The 18,425-nt window shown below is 67.0% G+C and carries 17 protein-coding genes and 1 pseudogene; 10 read left to right on the forward strand and 8 right to left on the reverse strand.

The annotated features are described in order from the left end of the window. Positions 1 to 113: 113 nt before the first annotated feature. The 3 genes from IT361_10155 (at position 114) to IT361_10165 (ending at position 2,389) form a co-directional block, all read left to right on the forward strand. On the forward strand, positions 114 to 461 hold the full coding sequence (locus IT361_10155; protein MCC6318041.1) for a hypothetical protein: 348 nt from the start codon (positions 114 to 116) through the stop codon (positions 459 to 461). A 124-nt stretch (positions 462 to 585) separates the two neighbouring features. Beyond that, a complete protein-coding gene (locus tag IT361_10160; protein ID MCC6318042.1) occupies positions 586 to 1,056 on the forward strand; it encodes a hypothetical protein in 471 nt (156 codons plus the stop codon). 76 nt (positions 1,057 to 1,132) lie between these two features. Next, complete coding sequence (locus IT361_10165) at positions 1,133 to 2,389, forward strand: dipeptidase (protein MCC6318043.1); 1,257 nt, start codon at positions 1,133 to 1,135, stop codon at positions 2,387 to 2,389. Between the two features lie 95 nt (positions 2,390 to 2,484). On the opposite strand, the gene IT361_10170 is transcribed toward IT361_10165, so the two are convergent. Then, positions 2,485 to 3,645, reverse strand: a complete 1,161-nt coding sequence (locus tag IT361_10170) for a hypothetical protein (GenBank protein MCC6318044.1) — start codon at positions 3,643 to 3,645, stop codon at positions 2,485 to 2,487. A 174-nt stretch (positions 3,646 to 3,819) separates the two neighbouring features. Between IT361_10170 and IT361_10175 the strand changes: the two genes are divergently transcribed. Then, positions 3,820 to 4,926 (forward strand): beta-lactamase family protein, encoded by a 1,107-nt coding sequence (locus IT361_10175; GenBank protein ID MCC6318045.1) that lies wholly within the window; start codon positions 3,820 to 3,822, stop codon positions 4,924 to 4,926. Positions 4,927 to 5,166: 240 nt separating this feature from the next. Here IT361_10175 and wecB read toward each other — a convergent pair whose 3' ends face one another. Both wecB and IT361_10185 read right to left on the reverse strand, forming a co-directional pair. Next, entirely contained in the window at positions 5,167 to 6,387 is a 1,221-nt protein-coding gene (gene wecB / locus IT361_10180; protein MCC6318046.1) for a UDP-N-acetylglucosamine 2-epimerase (non-hydrolyzing), read from the reverse strand. 254 nt (positions 6,388 to 6,641) lie between these two features. Then, on the reverse strand, positions 6,642 to 8,354 hold the full coding sequence (locus IT361_10185; protein ID MCC6318047.1) for a DUF885 domain-containing protein: 1,713 nt from the start codon (positions 8,352 to 8,354) through the stop codon (positions 6,642 to 6,644). Between the two features lie 233 nt (positions 8,355 to 8,587). Here IT361_10185 and IT361_10190 point away from each other — a divergent pair, with 233 nt between their 5' ends. From IT361_10190 to IT361_10205, 4 genes are all read left to right on the forward strand, one after another. Further along, positions 8,588 to 9,751, forward strand: coding sequence for a PQQ-dependent sugar dehydrogenase (locus tag IT361_10190; protein MCC6318048.1), 1,164 nt, complete (start codon positions 8,588 to 8,590; stop codon positions 9,749 to 9,751). Positions 9,752 to 9,802: 51 nt separating this feature from the next. Continuing rightward, positions 9,803 to 10,378, forward strand: a complete 576-nt coding sequence (locus tag IT361_10195; protein ID MCC6318049.1) for a nicotinamide mononucleotide transporter — start codon at positions 9,803 to 9,805, stop codon at positions 10,376 to 10,378. Positions 10,379 to 10,424: 46 nt separating this feature from the next. Beyond that, positions 10,425 to 11,027, forward strand: a complete 603-nt coding sequence (locus IT361_10200) for an ATP-binding protein (GenBank protein MCC6318050.1) — start codon at positions 10,425 to 10,427, stop codon at positions 11,025 to 11,027. A gap of 136 nt (positions 11,028 to 11,163) precedes the next feature. Then, complete coding sequence (locus IT361_10205; protein MCC6318051.1) at positions 11,164 to 11,505, forward strand: hypothetical protein; 342 nt, start codon at positions 11,164 to 11,166, stop codon at positions 11,503 to 11,505. A 93-nt stretch (positions 11,506 to 11,598) separates the two neighbouring features. Here IT361_10205 and IT361_10210 read toward each other — a convergent pair whose 3' ends face one another. Further along, entirely contained in the window at positions 11,599 to 13,080 is a 1,482-nt protein-coding gene (locus IT361_10210; protein ID MCC6318052.1) for an adenosylhomocysteinase, read from the reverse strand. Between the two features lie 55 nt (positions 13,081 to 13,135). After that, positions 13,136 to 14,065, reverse strand: a complete 930-nt coding sequence (locus tag IT361_10215; GenBank protein ID MCC6318053.1) for a metalloregulator ArsR/SmtB family transcription factor — start codon at positions 14,063 to 14,065, stop codon at positions 13,136 to 13,138. 226 nt (positions 14,066 to 14,291) lie between these two features. Here IT361_10215 and IT361_10220 point away from each other — a divergent pair, with 226 nt between their 5' ends. After that, a complete protein-coding gene (locus IT361_10220) occupies positions 14,292 to 14,963 on the forward strand; it encodes a hypothetical protein (protein MCC6318054.1) in 672 nt (223 codons plus the stop codon). 277 nt (positions 14,964 to 15,240) lie between these two features. Then, positions 15,241 to 15,708, forward strand: a complete 468-nt coding sequence (locus IT361_10225; GenBank protein MCC6318055.1) for a TerB family tellurite resistance protein — start codon at positions 15,241 to 15,243, stop codon at positions 15,706 to 15,708. Here IT361_10225 and IT361_10230 read toward each other — a convergent pair. From IT361_10230 to IT361_10240, 3 genes and pseudogenes are all read right to left on the reverse strand, one after another. Continuing rightward, positions 15,670 to 15,918, reverse strand: a complete 249-nt coding sequence (locus IT361_10230; GenBank protein ID MCC6318056.1) for a helix-turn-helix domain-containing protein — start codon at positions 15,916 to 15,918, stop codon at positions 15,670 to 15,672. The genes IT361_10225 and IT361_10230 overlap by 39 nt on opposite strands. A gap of 155 nt (positions 15,919 to 16,073) precedes the next feature. Continuing rightward, positions 16,074 to 16,250: a hypothetical protein gene (locus IT361_10235; protein MCC6318057.1), complete on the reverse strand. Its 177-nt coding sequence runs from the start codon at positions 16,248 to 16,250 to the stop codon at positions 16,074 to 16,076. Positions 16,251 to 16,274: 24 nt separating this feature from the next. Next, positions 16,275 to 17,329, reverse strand: a pseudogene (locus IT361_10240) (IS630 family transposase). Positions 17,330 to 18,425: the final 1,096 nt, after the last annotated feature.

The following is an 18,425-nucleotide window of genomic DNA, read 5'->3' on the forward strand; positions in this document are numbered from 1 at the left end:
TTGCAGGTGATCGTTAGGTGGGCGCCGGCACGCCCTGCCCCATTGCCCTGCGTTCCCAGCTGCGCTATTGGTAAGGCACACACATGAACGTTCACCCTTCCACGCCCCACATCATGGCCTCCCGCAAGCGCAGACCAGGATCCGATGCGACGAGGAGCCGCCGCAGGCGGCCCGCCACGACGAAGCGCCGGGCGCCAAAGCGCGGAGCGTCGCCCGGCTTCCCCAAGGGCAGCAAGCATCCCTCCGCACAGCTCACGCTGGCGCAGGTGAAGGCCCTGCGGGCCGGAAAGCACGATCACCAGCCGTATGCGCGGCTCGCGGCCAAATGGGGCGTGAGTCCCGCGGCCATTTCGCTCGCTCGCACTGGCCGCACGTGGTCGTGGGTACCCGGGGCCCGCAAGCCCATCAAGCCTACCGACCCAAAGCGGCATCGCAAACGGGCGACCGGTCGCGCCCGATAGCGTTCCCCGGCGACCGGCCGGTCTCGGGGGCGACGAGGGCGTGGGAGCCCTCGCCAGGGGCGGCTACCTCACGGCTCGTCCCGTGCCGTTACCGACGCGCCATGGCCCCGATAGTTTGCGGGCCATGCGCGCTCGCCTCCTTTCACCACTCGCCGCCGCCTCGCTCGCCTGTCATCAGGAACCCACGGTGGCCAAGCTGGGCACCGATCCGGTGTCGATCTCGCTGTCCGTCTCGACGCAGGTACTCCGGGCCGGCCAGGCGGACACGCTGCGCGTCGTAGTCACGAACAACGTCGATGGCGCGGTTCGGCTGAACTTCCCGACGCCCTGCCAGGTGTACTTCACCATTCGGTCGCAGGCCGGAGAGATCGTCACGCCACGCGACGGGCGACCGGGCTGCCTCCCGGTGGGGTCAAGACTCAACCTGCCGCTCGGCGGATCGCAGACCTTTACGGCGATCTGGACCGGAGGCTACGACTTCAACCCACCCGGGACACCGGCGCGAGTACCGCCCGGCTCCTACTTCGTGTCGGCCGCACTGATCGCGACCGGCTATTCCACCGTGGCGCCGGCGTTCAAGGTCGAGGTGGAATAGTCCGTTGCTTCGGGAGTAGGATACGGAGCGGTTCCGCTCCCTCCCCGCTCCGACCTCAGACGCCACCATCATGCACATGCCCCGCCTGCTCGTTGCCGCATGCCTCGTTCTGCTGGCCCTGCCGGCGGAGGCACAGGATCCCCACCTGGCCAAGGCCATGCGCGTGTTGCGCACCACGCCGCTCATCGATGGGCACAACGACCTCCCATGGGCCATCCGCACCGCGCCGGGAGCCCCCCGCGACGTGGACGCCTACGACCTCACCAAACGCACGGCCGGCCATACCGATATCCCGCGACTCAAGCAGGGCATGCTCGGCGGACAGTTCTGGTCGGTCTACATCCCCGGCGACGTGAAGGACTCCGGGTACGCGAAGATCCAGCTGGAACAGATCGACATCGCACAGCGCGTGTTCCGGAAGTATCCGACCGTGTTCCAGCCGGCGCTCACCGCCGCCGACGTGCGACGTGCGTTCGCCAACCGGCGCCTCGGGTCGCTCCTGGGCATGGAGGGCGGCCATGCCATCGAGAACTCCCTCGGCGCACTGCGTGCGTACTACGCCATGGGCGTGCGCTACATGACGCTCACGCACAACGTGACGCTCGACTGGGCAGACGCAGCCAACGGTGAGCAGTTGCGCGGCGGCCTCACGCGCTTTGGCGAAGAAGTCGTCCACGAGATGAATCGACTCGGCATGCTGGTCGACCTCGCGCATACCTCACCGTCGACCATGAGCGACGCGCTCACCACGAGCGAGGCGCCGGTCATCTGGTCGCATGCGTGTGCGCGCGGCATTACCGACGTTCCCCGCAACGTGCCGGACTCGATCCTGCGTCGCGTGCCGAAGAATGGTGGCGTCGTGATGATCACCTTCGTGCCGTCCTTCCTCTCGCAGAAGGTCGTGGACCACGCGGCCGCGCGCCGCGCGCGGCAGACGCAGCTCCAGACGCAGTTCCGCAGCGATTCCACGGCCCTGCGCCGTGAGTTGGACGCCTGGGACCGCGAGCATCCGGCGCCACGGGCCACCATTGCCGACGTGGCCGACCACATCGAACACGTGCGCAAGCTCGCCGGAGTGAATCACGTGGGCATCGGCTCTGACTTCGACGGTGTCGAGGACCTGCCGGAGGGACTGGAAGACGTCTCGAAGTACCCGGCCCTATTCGCCGAGCTGTCGCGTCGCGGCTGGAGCGAAGCCGACTTGCGCAAGCTCGCCGGCGAAAACGTGCTGCGCGTGCTCACCGAGGCGGAGCGGGTCGCCGCACGCCTGCAGCGCTCGCGCCGCCCCTCGACAAAGACCATCCAGCAGCTCGACGGCCGCGTCGGCGCGTAGGACGCCGCAGCGGCGCCCAGACCACCCTCCCACGGCTCCCGATCGGAGACGCGAGAGGGCGCGCGGGCGCCGCGCGGTGCCGCGTTAGGCGCCGATCAACGACCGAACCGGACCTCAAAGCGACCCAGGCGCGTTCGGCCCTCGCCCTCCAGCGAACGCAGCCGGTTGCCATCGCGACGCAGCTCCACCACGCCAGTCGCCCGCAGCTCGTTCACATCGGTGAGATCCACGCGCAGCGTGTTCCCGTACCCCGAGACCCGCCCGCGCAGCCGGATGGTCGTGCCGCGTCCGTCGAGCGCGATCTCCGCGTCGCGGTCGCTACCCAGGATCACGCGCACGCGGTCGAATTGAAGCGCGGGCCCGAGATCCTGGCGCAGCCAGCCCGTGCCGCGCATGCTGAGGTCCGCACGGTCGCCCCAGTCGCGGTCGTTGCCCCATCCACCGTTCCAGTCATCGCTCCGCCGGTTGCGCGCGTCAAAGTCGAGCTGCCAGCTACCGCCGTCGCTGCCGCCCGAGCCGTTGATGCGGTCGACCTGCTCACGGTCTCGCATCATGACCACCAGCTCGCCGTTCGCCCGGCGACCGAACACCTCGCGCACCCGCAGCGTGATCCGGCGATCACGAATGTCGGTGATTTCGGCGCGCACCTCGCCCCGCGTCGGCTCGCCGAACTCGAGCCGCGCCTCACGATCACGCTCCAGCCGCAGACGCAGCGTGCCCAGGCGGCCGTCCCTGATGCCCGACAGGCGCAGCGTCCCGGTGCCGTCCACCGTGGTGGCGATCGTGCGCCTCAGGCGCGTTCCGTTCCCGAGGTCGAAGTCGAATCGGTCGTCATCGTCCTCGTCGCGACGTGCATCGAGCGCCGCAATGGACGCGCGAAAGTCGCCGTCGCCCGTGCGCCCTTCGAGTTCGAGCCGCACCGGCTGGTCGCGCCAACCGCTGTACACGAGCGACCCGGTGCCGCTCGCGCGCCGGCCGAACGCATCGCTGATGTCGATGCGCTGGAGGCCCGGCCGGCCGCGCCGATCCCAGCGTCCACGCACGAGGTACCGTTCGTTGCGCACGAACAGCGTCACGGCAAACGCACCATCGTCCCGGAGCGTCAGTCGCGCTTCACGCATCGGGAGTCGACCGAATCGCTCTGATCGCGCGTCAAACCATCCGTCGCCGCGGATGGTGTAGTTTCGTTCCGCGGCCTCCGACCGCGCGCTGAGCGCGGCGACCGCGATGAGTGCAGCAGACCAATGACGGCGCATGGACCCTCCTTCCGGTTCCGGTTCCACCCGGCAGCACCGGGCGTTCCCTGACCCTATTGGAAGGAAGCGTGCCACGATAAATCCCCGGAGTCGGCGCGCTTTCGTCCTCTCCCGTGGGCAAGTCACCCATCTCCGGGAGGACAGTTCCGCGCCAGAACCCTGTCCACACCACTGGTGCCAATCACCCCTTGCAGGGCCCGTCGTGCCACCGCCGTGGTGCTCGTCATCGCCGGCGGACTCGTGCCCGGCTGCGCGACCGATCGCCCACCCGTGCCACCCCTGATGACGTTCGTGGACTCGCTCTTCACCGACTTCGATCGCCCCGGTATGCCCGGCGCCAGCGTGCTGGTGATGCGCGGAGACTCGGTCATCCTGCGCGCCGCGTATGGCCTCGCCGATGTCGACTCCGCGGTGCGCGCCACACCGGAGACGAACTATCGCCTGGCCAGCGTGTCGAAGCAGTTCACCGCCATGGCGATCCTCCAGCTCGTTGCTGACGGCCGACTCACGCTCGATGATTCCGTCTCGACGCGCCTGACCGGCTTCCCTGCGTATGCCCGCGGCGTGACGATCCGGCACCTGCTCACCCACACCTCAGGTCTCCACGACTACGAGGACTTCGTACCGGATAGCCAGGTGCGTCAGGTGTCCGACGCCGATGCGTACGACCTCGTGCGCACCCGAGCCGAGAGCCTCTACTTCGCCCCGGGTTCGGCATGGCGCTACTCCAACACGGGGTACGCGCTGCTCGCGCTGCTCGTCGAGCGCGCGACCGGCCAACGGTATGCCGACGTACAGCGGGAGCGCATCTTTGCCCCGCTGGGCATGGCGAACACCGTCGCCTACGAAGCGGGCCGCAGCACGGTGGCGCACCGGGCGTATGGCCATCAGGTGCGCGGTGACACGGTGCGACGCACCGACCAGAGCAACACGAGTGCGGTGCTCGGAGACGGTGGCATCTACTCCTCGATCGACGATCTCACCCGCTGGTATCGCGCACTCGATGCGGGCAGGCTCATCCCCGACACCCTGTGGCGCGAGGCCACGACGCCGTTCGTGCTCTCCGATGGAACGCCCACCACCTACGGCTTCGGCTGGTTCATCGAGCCGTTCGAGGGTACCACGCGCTGGCGACATCACGGGGAAACGCGCGGCTTCACCAACATCGTGTATCGGTTTCCCGCTCAGCAGCTGACGATCGTGGTGCTCACCAATCGCAGCGAGGCGGCGCCGTGGGACCGCGCCGACCGCATCGCATCGCAGTTGCTGGCCACCCGATGAGTGCATGTCCGGGTCCGTCCGACGCGCGCTGATTTCGTCGGCGAGTGCGACTTTCTACTTTCGCAAACGACGGTGCGTATGTACTATTGCTGCCGGCGAGCGGAATACGCTCGCTGATGTTCGATGCGGCGCCAGGATCTCCGGGGATCCTGGTGCCGCATCGCTTTTAGGGCTGAGGAGCCTGAGGCTTGAGGCGAGGGCGCGGCGGCCAGGCGCGCGCATGACCTAACAGCCTGCTGCTCAGGGCTCGACGACGCGGCGGGGCGGCAGGACCGCCGGCCCTTCGGCGACCGGCGAACCGCCAGCGTGACGCGGCGCGCGGCTCATCAGTGTCTGGACGATGCGCACCGAGGCGAGGCCGTCACCGTAGGGCGGATCCCCCTCGGCCATGCGATCGAGTTCGCGCTGGTCGTCCAGCAAGCGCGTTGCCGCGTTCACCACGCGTTGCGTCTCCGTACCCACGAGCTTTCCAAAGCCGGACGCCACCACCTCCGGGCGATCGCAGGACCGCCGCAGGATAAGCACCGGACGGCCGAGCGCGGCGCACTCTTCCTGCACGGTACCCGCGTCCGTCATCACGAACTCCGAACGACGCAGCAGTTCGAGCATGTCGGCGTATCCCACGGGCTCCACCAACGTGACCCGAGGGACACCGTCGAGCGTACCGACTACCACGTCACGCACGCGGGGATCGAGATGCACGGGTACGACGATCTGCAGATCGCCGTGCATGGCGGTCAGGTCCGCGAGGGCATGGCACACGTGCGTGAGCGGTTCGCCCAGGCTCTCGCGACGGTGCATCGTGACCGTCACCACTCGGCGCTTCCCCCATGGCAGCACGTTGAGGTCGGGTTCGTCGAACACTGCACGTCTCGGCATGAGCCGGATCGCGTCGAGCACGGTGTTGCCGGTGACCACGATGTGATCGGGGGATACCGCCTCGCGCAGCAGGTTGTCGCGCGCGTAGGTCGTCGGCGCGAAATGCAGATCGGCCACCACGGCCGCGAGCCGTCTGTTCAGTTCCTCGGGAAACGGGGTGCGCAGGCTCGAGGATCGCAGCCCGGCATCGACGTGACCCACCGGAATGCCGAGATAGTGCGCCGCCAGCGAAGCCGCCAGCACCGTCGAGTTATCGCCCTGCACGAGCACCAGGTCCGGTCGCAGCTCCACGAAACAACTCGTCATCGCGAGCAGTGCCCGCGACGTGAAGTCGGCGAGCTGCGCGCGCGTCGTGAGAAGGCCAAGGTCCACCTGAGGCAGGATGCCGAACGCCTCGAGAGCCTGCGCCAGCATCTCGCGGTGCTGCGCCGTGGTCACGACGATGGCCTGCACGGTCCGCCGGTGGCGTTCGAGCTCACGGATCACCGGCGCAAGCTTGATCGCCTCGGCGCGCGTGCCGATCATCACGCACACCCGATAGCGCCCACCGCCCAGGGCGGCGACGTGACCTGGCGTGAACATGTGACGCTCGAGTCCCCCGTCCGCGCCGGACGCCTGCGACGAATCTGTCAGACAACCGCTCCTGTGGGCCCGTGAACTTCCGCCTGCAGGACGGTCCGCGAGGGTGTGGCGCAACACGCGCAGCGAGCCGAGCCGGCCGAGTGAATGCGCCCTCATCACACATGGTGGTACGGCTCGCGCGGCGAGCGCCGCTTGCGAGCTGCTTCGCGACTTGGCTGGACCACGATCTCGGCCATTGCGAAGCCCCCGCTCGACTACGGCGTGCGCACCGCCTTGAGCTCGGCCTGTCGTCGACCGACGTCGTATGCCCACCACTCGAGATAGCTCGCCATGACGGGCAATGGCACCGGCCCGAGCGCGAGCACGGCCGCGTGCCAACTCGGCTCGTCGAAGGCGGGGCCGAGCGTTCCCCGGATCCACGCGCGTTGCGCCGCGATCTCGCGCGCGCCGATTGCGCTCGCACCTGCTCGCCCCGGCGCCAGGATCACCTGATCGACGAGACGCGCCCGGAGGGTCGAGTCGTCGGCAAATGAAAAGGGCCGCAGCACCGCCAGCGCCTGCTCCGGTGTCCACCCGAGGTAGTGAATGCCGGTGTCCGCGATGAGCAGCGCCGCATTCCATCCCTCGTGCATCAGTCGGCCGTACGCGTCGAGCGGGTTCACGTACGCGCCCAGTTCGCCGGCGAGCGACGCCGCGTATTCCGCCCATCCCTCCTGCGTGGCACGCGAAGGATGCAGCAGCAGCATCGGGTTGAGCGTGTCGTGCGCGTAGCTCTGCGTCATCGCCAGGGCGGCGCCGGGCCATACCCACCGCATCACACGACTCGGGCCTTCGAGCTGCGACTCGACGCTCAGCCATGCTGGCGTGATGGTGACTCGCGCCGATTCGCCAACGTTGCGCGGCGGGCGCACCAGTCCCTCGGGATCGAGGAGCTGTTCGAGCGGCGTCGCCATGCGAATGTCGGGGGTCTGGCTCAGCGGAGCATCGATCCGTGTGACGATGGAATCGCGCATCGCGGCGAGTGTGGCGTGTAGGTGCGCCATCGCGCTCTCGGCGGACACGGGAGCAAACGCCGGCAGCTGCCGGAGTGAATCATGGAACGCGGCCACCGAGCCGTTCCACCCGAGTCGCCGCCGCACAGCGATGAGCAGCGAGTCGATGCGTCTGGCCTCGGCGAGACCGACGCGGTGGGCATCCTCCGGCTCGATCTCCACGCCCAGGTGCCGCCGCAGGAGGTGTCGATAGAACTCCTTGCCACCCGGATATTGCCACAGCCCGGGCCTGAGCATGCTGCGTGCTTCGTATTGCCCGAGATACGCGGTGAGCGAATCGATGGCTGGGCCGATCTGCTCCGTGATTGCCCGCGCTTCTTCTCCCCGGAACTGCGCCACGTGCGCGGGGGCGATGGCCGTCAGCCGGTCGTCGCCAATACGGAGCTCGCCGCGTCGAACCACGGCTCGTAGCGAGTCGAGAAGACCCCGAAAGGCCCGCACGGCGTCGCGTGAAGCAAAGGCCTGATCGCGCGCACGCAGCTCGAGGGCGTTGCGCGCGTCAAGGAGCCAGAACGCGATGCCATCCAGCAGGAACAGGTAGCGGTCGAGGTCCATCGTGCTCGCGAATTCGAGGCGCGTCGAGACCTCCAGCGGAACGCGCAAGGCGCTCCGTGCCGGTGAGAGCAGCGAGAAGTCGATCGACGCAAACGCCTGCGCTTCTGCCGCCGACTCGACCTCCCAGCGCAACGTCTGCATCGTGGCATAGTCGGTGGGAGAGAGAGCGCGCGCGTCGACGGTTTCGAGCTGATCGATCACGCGGATCGCGGTCCGACTGGCCGAGTGGTCATCGGCGCTCAGCACCGGCGACACGAGCGCTTCGATGGGCCGGCCCACGGTCGCGGCAAGGTCAGGGCGCGACGGCAGCACGAGGCGCCAGTACGTCTGCGTCGCCTCCTGAAGACGCTGTCGCGCCACCAGGGAATCGGCTGGCGTAGGGGCGGGTTCTGGGCGTGGCGTCAGCGCGCATGCCTGGGCACAGCACCAGACACCCGTCAGCAGAACAGCCCGGGCCGGCATCCAATCGACGCCGGGCGGCCCCCTCGTCGCGCCCGCCTCACCCTCCGGCTTGCCCCTCCTCGTGTGCACCGTCACGGCGCGGCAAGGTACATATGGGACGTACTATGGCAATTCCCGCCGACGTGACCACCATGACTCTCGCTTTCGCCTCCTGCTTCGCGATGCGCCGCGCCATCCTGCCGACCCTGGTCGGCATGGCGCTCCTTGGAAGTTGCGGCGGCAATGACGCCCCGGCGTCGCCCGGCCCCACGCAACCATCCGACCTCGACGTCACGACACTCGTCGGCGGGTTCGACACCATCTGGGATCTGGCGTGGGCCCCCGACAACACGATCTGGGTGACGGAGCGCGGCGGACAGATCTCGCGCGTGAACCCAGCCTCGGGCGCGGTCACACGTATGGGCAGTGTGGCGGTCAGCGAAATCGGCGAGGGCGGGCTCATGGGCCTGGCATTCCATCCCGACTTTGCCAATGGGCAGCCGTGGATCTACGTCGCCCACACCTACACATCCAACGCCGGCGTGCGGAATCGCGTCGTGCGTCTCGCCGCGTCGTCGACCGCCCTCGGAGCGCCTGAGGTGCTGCTCGACAATCTCCCCGGCAGCTCGATTCACAACGGTGCGCGCCTGGCCATCGGGCCCGACCGGTTGCTGTACGTGACGCTCGGCGACGCCTCCAACACGTCGCTGCCACAGGATCGTGCCTCCCTGGGCGGCAAGATCCTGCGGTTGATCCTCACTGGCGCGCCGGCACCTGGCAATCCGTTCGGCAACGCCGTGTTCAGCTACGGACACCGGAACCCGCAGGGCCTCGTCTTCCTTCCCGGTGGAGCACTCTACGCGACCGAACACGGGCCCTCTGACAACGATGAGGTCAACCGGATCGAGGTGGGCCGCAACTACGGCTGGCCGAACGTGCGCGGCGCGTGCGATGGCGACGCCGGGCCGGCCGAGGTGCCGTTCTGCCAGGCCAACAACGTGGCCACGCCCCTGGCGATGTGGACACCGACCATCGCGCCCGCGGGCATCGACTACTACGGCAGCACCCGCATCCCGCAGTGGACCGGTAGCCTGCTCTTCACCACGCTCAAGGGTGAGGCGCTGTACCGGCTCACCCTGTCGGCCGACGGACGCAGCGTGACCGGACGCGAGACGCTCTTCGCCGGAACGCATGGCCGCCTCCGTGACGTGCTCGTGGCACCGGACGGCACGGTGTACCTCGGCACCAGCAATCGCGACGGCCGCGGCAGCCCTCGCGGTGAAGACGACCGTATCGTGCGCATCCGAGCGCGCTGATCGGCCTCCCGCCGGCAGGACGGTTTGCCCGAGGCCTGCTAGCTTGAGTCCGTGTCTCCCCTCGAAGCCTTCGCCGCCGCCTTCGGCGTCATTGCGGTCTACCTTGGTGCGCGCGAGAACATCCTCAGCTGGCCGACGGCACTGGTGAACGTCGGCCTCTATGCCGTCGTGTTCTTCGAGGCACGGCTCTACGCCGACATGGGGCTGCAGGTCATCTACTTCGTGTTGTCGGGCTACGGCTGGTACCAGTGGAAGTTCGGCGGTGCCCGGCGCACCACGCTGCGTGTCTCGCGGGCGAGCGCCCGGATGTGGATCGCGCTCCTGGCGGTGAACGCGATCGCGTGGGTAGCGCTGGCGGCGATGCTCGCGCGACACACCAATGCCGTGCTCCCCTGGCTCGACTCGCTGCTCTCTACGACCTCGCTCTGCGCGCAATGGCTGATGACGCGCAAGGTGCTGGAGAACTGGGCCATCTGGATCGCGGTCGACCTCGTGTACGTCCCGACGTTCCTGTCGCGCGGCCTGTATCTCACGGCCGCGCTCTATGCCGTCTTTCTTGTGCTCGCCGTCGTCGGGTGGCGCACGTGGAAGCGTGGCATGACCACCGAGGCTCTGGTGACCGCGTGAGCTCGCGCGGTGCGCCTCGCGGCGTTGGCCCATTCGGGCCCGTGCGATGACCCGCCGCATCGTCGTCACCGGGCCCGAGAGCACCGGCAAGACGACGCTCGCGCGCGACCTCGCCAGGTCGCTCCACACGATCTGGGTCCCTGAATACGCGCGTGACTACGCGGCCTCGCGTTCCGAACTCACCGCAGCCGATGTCGAACCGATCGGCCGTGGACAGGCCGCACGAGAGGACGCGATCCTTTCGGAGCAACCCTCCCTCGCCGACGTGGTTCTCGACACTGACCTGCTCAGCACGACGGTGTACGCCGAGCACTACTACGGGAGCTGCCCCCGATGGGTGTGGACCGAAGCGCAGCGGCGCCTGGGCGCGCTCTATCTGCTGTGTGATGTCGACCTGGCGTGGGTGGCGGACGGGGTGCGAGACCAGCCCGAGGCACGCACCGAGCTCCACCAGTGTTTTGGCCGGCGGCTCCAGGAATTTGGGGCGCGTGTCCTGCCCGTGGCGGGGGTCGGGCCGGTTCGGCTCCAGGTAGCACTTGCCGCGGTTCGCGGCTGGCGCGCCGCTCAGCCTCGGCTCCATGGCTCAGACGGCGGGGATCCGCAGGGTCGCTTGGCTGCGGTGATCAGCCCGAAACGTTTTGTTCCGTAAGTGACTGTGACTTGGATGTTTGGAGACGCCTCCACCTACCGTTGCACGGCGGAACCGGCTGCCGACTTCTACGGCAGAGTCACAGTTCGGACCAGAATCCGCTAGGTTTAGGGGTCCAGTTTCAAGGAACCTTCCAGTGGCCGCTCCAAAGATTTCGTCGATGTTCGAGTTCGAGGAGGGTGGCGTCACGTACACCTGCTGCCTCGAAAGCCCGACCGGCAAAGACCAGTCTGATGCCTGGTGGTGGTTCAGCGTCTCATCCGCTGCCGACCGCCAGCGCTACGCCCCGTTCCGCGCCCAATCCGGCGACACGCCGGCCAAGGTTCGCCCGAAGATCGTGGCGTGGTACGCGGATCTGCTGGTCAAGCGCGCCCAGCCCAGTGTTCCTGCGTACCGTCGCGGGCGTCCGCCAGCGGCCGTCGCAGCCGCCAAGTCAGCGGCTGCTGACGCCGCCGAGGAGTCGGACGGAGAAGAGTAGTCTCCGGTCGGCGACTGGAATGAAGATGGGGAGCGCGTCGATGACGCGCTCCCCGTTTTTCTTCGTCTGTGCCTACCTGCCCGCTGCAGGCCTCTAGTAGCGGTAGTGGTCGGGCTTGTAGGGACCCGCCACCGGCACGCCAATGTATGCGGACTGCTCAGCCGTCAGCGTGGTGAGCTTTACGCCAAGCTTGGCGAGGTGAAGCCGAGCGACCTTTTCGTCCAGGTGCTTGGGCAGCACGTACACCTTCTTTTCGTATGCGCTCGTGTTGCCATACAGCTCGATCTGCGCAATCACCTGGTTCGAGAACGACGATGACATCACAAAGCTCGGGTGGCCCGTAGCGCAACCCAGGTTGAGCAGGCGACCCTCGGCGAGGATCAGCACCGAGTGCCCGTCGGGAAAGACGTATTCGTCGAACTGCGGCTTGATGTTGATGCGGGTCACGCCCTGCGTCTTGAGTCCGGCCATGTCGATCTCGTTGTCGAAGTGGCCGATGTTCCCGACGATGGCGTTGTGCTTCATGCGCTTCATGTGCTCGACGGTGATGATCTTCATGTTGCCCGTCGCGGTGACAAAGATGTCCGCGGTGGCCAGCACATCGTCGAGCGTGGTGACCTGGTAGCCCTCCATGGCCGCCTGCAGCGCGCAGATCGGATCGATCTCCGTGACGATGACACGCGCTCCCTGGCCGCGGAGGGCCTGCGCGCATCCCTTGCCCACATCGCCGTAGCCGCAGATCACGGCCACCTTGCCGGCCAGCATCACGTCACTCGCGCGCAGGATGCCGTCGGTGAGCGAGTGCCGGCAGCCATAGAGGTTGTCGAACTTCGACTTGGTCACCGAATCGTTGACGTTGATCGCCGGGAAGAGGAGCGTGCCGGCTTTCATCATCTCGTACAGGCGATGCACGCCCGTAGTCGTCTCTTCGGTCACGCCCTTGATGGCGGCGGCCACCTTGGTCCAGCGGCCCGGGTTGGCGGTGAGCTCTGCGCCGAGGAGCTGAAGGATCACGCCCCACTCCTCCGAGTCAACTGAGGCATTGAACGCCGGCACGGCGCCCGCCTTTTCGTATTCGACACCCTTGTGGATCAGCAGGGTGGCGTCACCACCGTCATCGAGCAGCATGTTCGGACCCGCACCATCGGGCCACATAAGCGCCTGTTCCGTGCACCACCAGTACTCCTCGAGCGTTTCACCCTTCCACGCGTACACCGGCACGCCGGTCGGATGCTCGAGTGAGCCCTTCGGTCCCACGACCACGGCGGCCGCCGCGTGATCCTGCGTGGAGAAGATGTTGCACGACACCCAGCGCACGTCGGCGCCCAGCTCAACGAGCGTCTCGATGAGCACCGCCGTCTGAATGGTCATGTGCAGCGAGCCCATGATGCGCGCGCCGGCGAGGGGCTTCTTAGCGCCAAACTCGGCGCGCAGCGCCATCAGGCCCGGCATCTCGACTTCCGCCAGCCGGATCTCCTTCCGGCCCCATTCGGCAAGCGAGAGATCCTTCACCTTGAAGGCGGCACGATCGAGCGGGGACGTGGAACCGGGTTGGGGACGCAGGGTCGAGGTCATTGGTGTGTGACGGGTGAGCGTGCGGAGCGAGTGCGACAGGTTTGAACGAGTGTGTCTACGGCTTGACCGCAGTGAGCAGGAACAGCGCGGGCCCCATGGCGTCTGCGTCGCTCGGCAGCGTGCGCAGCTGAACGTTCGAGAAGCCGGCTTCGCCCGTCCAGGCACGGAGTTGCTGCTCCGAAAAGCCCGTCCAGGCGTGGCCCATCGTGTGCCGCAGTTCATCGCGGTCGTGCGGAGTCATGTCTACGATGAGCAGACGCCCGCCCGGTCGAAGTGCGCGCCATGCTTCGGCGAGCACACGACCGGGTTCGGCGACGTAGTGCAGCACCAGCGAACAGATCGCGGTGTCGAGCGTGCCGGCCTCGATGGGGAGTCGCTCGAGGTCTGACTGTCGGACATCGACATTGGGAAACGCCGCCAGGCGACCGCGGGCCGCGGCCAGCATCTCCACCGATGCGTCGACGGCGATCACGCGCGCTACGTGCGGCGCGAGACGTTCCGCAAACTGACCCTCGCCGCACCCGAGGTCGCCCACGGTGCTTGTCGGGTCCAGCAGCGCGAGTGCGACGTGCAGGTCGACCTGCGAGCCGAACAACGCTCGGCGCACCTCTGACCATTGGCCGGCGACCGTGGAGAAGTACTCGCGGGAGCGGCGGCGGCGATCGGCGACAACGGTCGTTTCGCGTGCGCGATCCTGCGCGGCGGCTGAGGAACGTTCAACGTCGTCTCGGACGACCTCCCAGAGCCTGCGCGTCCACTCTCCCGTCGGGTCGGTCATCCTATAGAAACGGCTGGTGCCGTCCGCACGCGAACTGACCCATCCGTCGTCTCCCAGGACCTTGAGGTGCCGGGAGATGGTCGACTGCGGAAGTTGAAGAATGACACAGAGTTCCCCCACCGTGAGCTCGTGCCTCTCGAGCACGAGCAGCAGTCGACTCCGGGTCGGGTCGGCGAGCGTGCTGAGGTGGGTAGACGCCGTGGTCATATATCCGTGTATGCGGATTGAGAGATACAACCCCTGGGAGGCTTTGGTCAAGCCACGGCCGCTCGCGCACGCGGACCCGCGTTCGGAACTCGGCAACCCGACCGGGTTACTTGGGCCGTCAGCGTGCGACCGTCTCACTGGATTCCCGGTGCAAAGCGGACGAGTTTCCCGCGGTCGCGACCGAACTCTCCCCCGATCTGTCGCCATCCAACCCCATGGAGGTCTCATGCGCAGGTTCTCTGTTGCCCTTCTCCTCATCGCGGTGGCCGCGCCCGCGGCGTTGGCGCAGGACGCCGATCGCAGCGTCGCTGGCGGCGGCATTTCGGCCCCGGGCTGGAAGGGCAAGGTCGACGCGCGCGCGGCGCGTCAGGGCAAGACAGTGAATGACTCGAAGTTCGCGTTGAGCGGCGGCAAGTTGCACCTCACCATCGGGCCCGCGGCTACGTACTGGAACGACGCAAACAAGGCGAGCGGCAACTACGAGGTGAAGGCGTCGTTCACGGAGAACAAGCACGACCCCGGCCATCCGCATTCGTACGGCATCTTCATCGGTGGAGCCGATCTCGATACCGACAACCAGACGTACGCCTACTGCATCGTGTACGCGGATGGGAAGTATTCGGTGAAGTTCTTCCACGGTGCCAACGTGGTTACCCTGACCAAGCCGACTGAAAACGCGGCGATCCGCAAGGCCGTGAACGGCGTGGCCACCAACGAAATCGGTTGGCGTGTCCGCGGGGGCAAGGCGAGCTGCTTGGTGAACGGCACGGAAGTGGAGAGCTTCGATGCGGCCGCTCTCGTCAGCGCCGACAAGCTCAAGTCACTCGATGGCCTCTACGGCATTCGAGTGACCCACAACGTCGACCTCACGGTCACCCCGCTCGCGCTCAGCAAGTAGTCCTGAGACACAGAGCCCGGCCCCTCGCACGGGCCGGGCTCTGTTGTATCCGGGCACGGCGCCGGCCACGCGGATCTCGCCACATCCGTGTCCGCACGGCAACTTTGGAGCGCACGCACGGTTCCGGTTTCCACAGCGGTCGCCCGCTGTAGCCATCGGGTCACACGTGAGTCACTGCTGGCGATGCGTGCGATGAGATCATCGCGGAATCGCTGAAGCGTTCCGCCGCCATCGTTCCACAACGCGCCTTTCGTTTCAGCGCGATACCAACTCATTGATGATACTCGACGCCATCCGATCACTCCTTCAGGGGCGCACCGCCGAAACGCGCGCCGACCCTGCCTCCACCGCGCCGATCGATCCGGTACACGTGGCCGCGTGTGCCCTCTTGCTCGACATCGCGCACGCCGACCGTGAGTTCAGTGCATCGGAGCGCGCGCACCTCGAGGACGTCCTTGCCCGGCACTTTTCGCTGAACCCCGAGGCCGGCAAGGCCCTCATCGACATCTGCCAGCAGGAACGCGCACACGCGGTCGACCACTTCCAGTTCACGCGCGTGCTCCGCGAGAACTATGACGTCGGCCAGAAGATGGTGCTGGCCGAGATCATGTGGGGGCTCGTACTCGCCGACGGACAGATCGCCGAACACGAGCACTACCTCACGCGCAAGATCGCCAACCTGCTCGAGCTCGAACCGGGCTACCTCTCAACGGCGAAGACGCGCGCCGAGCACCGGTCGGGGTAGGTTGGCGCGGCGCGTGAAGGCGCCGTCCCGCGTCGCTGCGTTGCGACGTAGCTCCCGCGCGACGGTCGACGGAGCGCGTATCAGCCGGCGGGCGCCATCGCGCGCGCCAAGGCCTTCGGCACGCCACAAGGCCAGCCGCTCCCGCTCAGCGAACGAGAGAACGCGCCCGGAGCGCGGCGCCGCGGAGGGCCCGAGGTGGGCGGGTGGCATCCTCCACCTTGGCGAAACCAGCGCGTTCCGACCGCCCGGGACACGCGCGGCGCGGTGACAGCCGCCCGGGCACAGGCCACGCGCGATCGCCGCCCAGAACACGACGCGGCCCTCGACCTTCGTACTCCAGTCCGTCCCATCGCACACCTTCCTCGTTAGGTGTAGCGACGACCGATTGAGTTCACCGCCACTTTTTTTGCGAAGGCCTGCTCCTGCCGCAGCACCGCCACCTCGCGGCGCAAGCGCTGCAGCAGATCGGCCCGCACATCGAGTTCCCGCGCCACCTGCGCCAGACTCGCTCCCGACTGCCGGCGCTCGTGCACCAACCGCACTGCTTCCTGCTAGTGGACTGTAACTCAAGTTGCGTGGCTACGAATCCGGTGTGTGGGATCGGAGTAGCTCCAGACAAACGGATGGCAGTGCTTGTTGTGCGTGCGGATGTACTGCATCAGCTTGCGCCGCAGATCCGCGGTGGAGGTGAAGATGCCGCGGGCGATGCACTCGCGTTCGATCTTGGCAAACCACAGTTCCACCTGGTTGAGCCAGGAGCTGTAGGTGGGCGTGAAGTGTAGATGGACCCGCGGATGGTCGGCGAGCCACGCGGTGACCGCCTTGGTCTTGTGGGCGGAGAGGTTGTCGGCGATCAGATGAATCTCGCGCCGCGGCGACTGGGTGGCGATCACGCGATCGAGGAAGGCGACGAAGTCGGCGCTGGTGTGCCGGGTCGCCGTCATGCCTTCCACCACGCCGGTGCCCACGTTGAGCGCGGCGTACAAGGAGAGCGTCCCATGCCGGACATACTCGAAGCCGTGGCGTTCCGCGCGACCGGGCGAGAGGGGCAGGATGGGCTCGCGCCGATCGAGGGCCTGGATCGCGGTCTTCTCGTCGACGCAAAACACCACCGCATGCGCCGGGGGATTCAGGTAGAGCCCAATCACATCTGCCGCCTTCTGTTCGAAGTCCGGGTCGGGACTGGCCACGTAGCGCTCGAGGCGATGGGGCTGCAGCCCGGCGCGTCGCCACACCCGCTGCACCGTCATGTGACTCACGCGCAACCGCGCGCCCAAGGTCCGGGTGGTCCAGTGCGTGAGCGGGGCGGGCGGGGGCTGCTGGGTGAGGGCCAGGACCTTCGCCTCCAGCGCGACGCTCAGCCGATCGCCCCGCCCACTCCGCGCCGCATCGTGCAGGCCGGCAATCCGCTGTTGTTCAAAGCGCTTCCGCCAGCGGGTGAGCGTGGTCGTACTCACGTCCAAGCGGGCGCACAGCACGGGATAGGACTCGCCCTCGGCCAAGGCGAGAATCACGCGGGCCCGCTGCGCCAGCCCGCCGCGATCGTGCGCGAGCGGCGCATGGCCTCGAGCTCCTCGCGCTCGACCGCGGACAGCGCGAGCGGATAGGGCGACGTGAACATGGCCCGTAATACCACCTACGTCCCCATCAGCGCAACTTCAGTTACAGTCCACTAGTACTCCGGGCTAAACGCGCGGCGTGCGTGCCGCTCCTTGCGACTGCCGTGGCCTGTTTTCGTCATCGAACACCTCCACCCCGAAGCTAGGGTGCGTGAGGTGTCCACGAAATCGGGGAGGGCTCAACCCCCGGTACAGCTCAGTGCGCTATTGCAACGCTCCCGGGTAACGGAGTCTCTGGGCTGCGAGAACACCAGCGCCCTTGCCAGGACTTCCCTAGCGAATAAATGTAGGACGGTGACGCTGGTACGGAGGAGATGTCCTACCGCTGGAGCACCCCATGCGAGAGTGGTCGACTTCGCTCACGTTCAACCCGCTGTTCCCCCGATCCCGCAGCCGCTCGCCAGGGCTGCCTAACCTGCCCGCCGATCCACTTATCTCGCCCCAATCCTTATCAGAGAGCCGGCCACTTCTCAGCCTACGCTAACCGCGATTGTGTTCTCATGGCGACCTCTACCTGCAGTGTAGTTGCTTTGGTCACGCCTATCTGGCTACTGGTAGGTTGTACGCGAGACGCACCCGTCTCGAGCCTTCAGAAGGCTGAGTCCGCCGACATCGTTTCAGGCGGCGGCGGTCAGTACACAGTTAAGCCACTAGGGTACGTTGTCACGCCAAACGGTCTCTACCACGAGTCCTGCGTATATGCCGTTGAAGCAACTGAATTTGTAGGGAATGGGGAGCGCATAGTTCAACACGACGGGCTCGTGAGGACGATACCTCCCTGTCCGCACCCTGTTCTGCCTCTTCGCGGCGGAGGGGCTACGGCCCGTGAGACGTTCGGCCGCGAGGGTCGTGTGGAGGCGGATAGGTTCCGCAAGGGTGCTCGACTAACGATCAACGGCTACTTCGCATTCTTGGCTGACAATCCTGACGGTGACACTCTGTTCAGCTACGTCGAAGCGTATCTGAGAGTGCCTCCCGCACCTTCGTCCTCGTATTCTACTCCGAACAAGACCTATTACACATTCCCTGCGTTACAGTCTGGCGGAGCAAGCTCTGTAATCCTTCAACCTGTGCTTCAGTACGGCAATAACAGCGCAT

The organism is Gemmatimonadaceae bacterium, from assembly GCA_020846935.1.
Taxonomy (GTDB): Bacteria; Gemmatimonadota; Gemmatimonadetes; order Gemmatimonadales; family Gemmatimonadaceae; genus RBC101.